This window comes from Clostridioides sp. ES-S-0049-02, assembly GCF_020658465.1.
Classification (GTDB): Bacteria; Bacillota; Clostridia; order Peptostreptococcales; family Peptostreptococcaceae; genus Clostridioides.
Genome location: NZ_JACVWG010000046.1, coordinates 1 through 1,345 on the forward strand (window position 1 = coordinate 1; position 1,345 = coordinate 1,345).

Below are 1,345 nucleotides of genomic sequence, written 5' to 3' on the forward strand. Positions count from 1 at the left end.
AAACCATATATATTATGGCAAATTTTTGAAATATGATTTTTAAAAATTATATTCTATTATCAAAGAATATAGATAACTGATTATATATACTATCCCAGTTTCTATATCTCATAGTCCATTTTTTCATCACATTTTCACTTGCTAAGAACAATATTTTTAATAGTGAGTCGTCTGATGGAAAAGTGGACTTTGTTTTTGTGACTTTTCTAAACTGTCTATTAAGTCCTTCAATTATATTTGTAGTGTACATTATAGTCCTTATTTCTTCAGGAAAACTAAAAAATGGTGCTATAACATCCCAGTTATTTCTCCAAATTTTAATTGCCGAAGGATACTGTTTACCCCATTTTTCATCTATTTTATCTAAAGCCGATGAGGCTTCTTGTTCATTAACTGCTTTATATACAGATTTAAAATCACTTATTAATACTTTTGAATCTTTGTATGAAACATATTTAAAAGTATTTCTTATCTGATGGATTATACATTTTTGTATTATAGAATTAGGATAACTTGCGGCTATCGCCTCTTTAAAGCCATTTAATCCATCAACACTAAAAATTAGTACATCTTTAACACCTCTATTTTTTAAATCGGTTAAAACACTATACCAAAACTTTGAAGTTTCGTTTTCACCTATCCATATTCCTAAAATATCTTTGAAACCATCCTTATTTACTCCTAGAACTATATATGCAGCTTTATTTTTTATTTTTCCATCATCTCTTACTTTGTAATGAATTGCATCCATAAATACAAAAGGATAAACTTGTTCAAGAGGTCTATTTTGCCACTCTTTAGCTCTTTGAATTACAACATTTGTTATATTACTTACTTGATCAGCTGAAATTTCTATACCGTATAAATCTAATATTTGGTCATGTATATCTCTTGTTGACATACCTCTTGCATAAAGTGATATTATTTTTTCTTCGATTCCTGAGATATCTCTAATATTTTTAGGAACGACTACTGGGTTAAAGTCATTATCTCTGTCTCTTGGAACGTCTAGTTGTAAATCTCCAAATTGTGACTTTACAGTTTTTTTGCTATATCCATTTCTTCTATTAGTTGTATTCTTGTTATGGCTGTCGCCCTTTTCATAACCTAGCTCTAATGCCATTTCTTGTTCTAACATCTCTTGTAATATATCTTTGAACATATCTCTTAGATAACTACTTATATCTCCAGATTTTATAAATTCTCCATCTGATATAATTTCTTTGACTAATTGTTTTCTTAAAGTATTCATAAAAAATCTCCTTTACGACATTTGATTATATTTAAATCATTGCCATAAAGAAGATTTTTATTAACCTTGAAGCACAAATTATTTTACATTACC

General features: G+C 27.9%; 1 protein-coding gene. It reads right to left on the minus strand.

Going from position 1 to position 1,345, the window contains the following annotated elements; all coding sequences use genetic code 11:
- Positions 1 to 46: 46 nt before the first annotated feature.
- Complete coding sequence (locus IC213_RS20430; RefSeq protein ID WP_227856200.1) at positions 47 to 1,252, minus strand: IS256 family transposase; 1,206 nt, start codon at positions 1,250 to 1,252, stop codon at positions 47 to 49.
- Positions 1,253 to 1,345: the final 93 nt, after the last annotated feature.

What these genes read in the sequence shown, in the direction of transcription:
- IC213_RS20430 (WP_227856200.1), bottom strand. Translation starts at nt 1,252, where the DNA reads ATGAATACTTTAAGAAAACAATTAGTCAAAGAAATTATATCAGATGGA.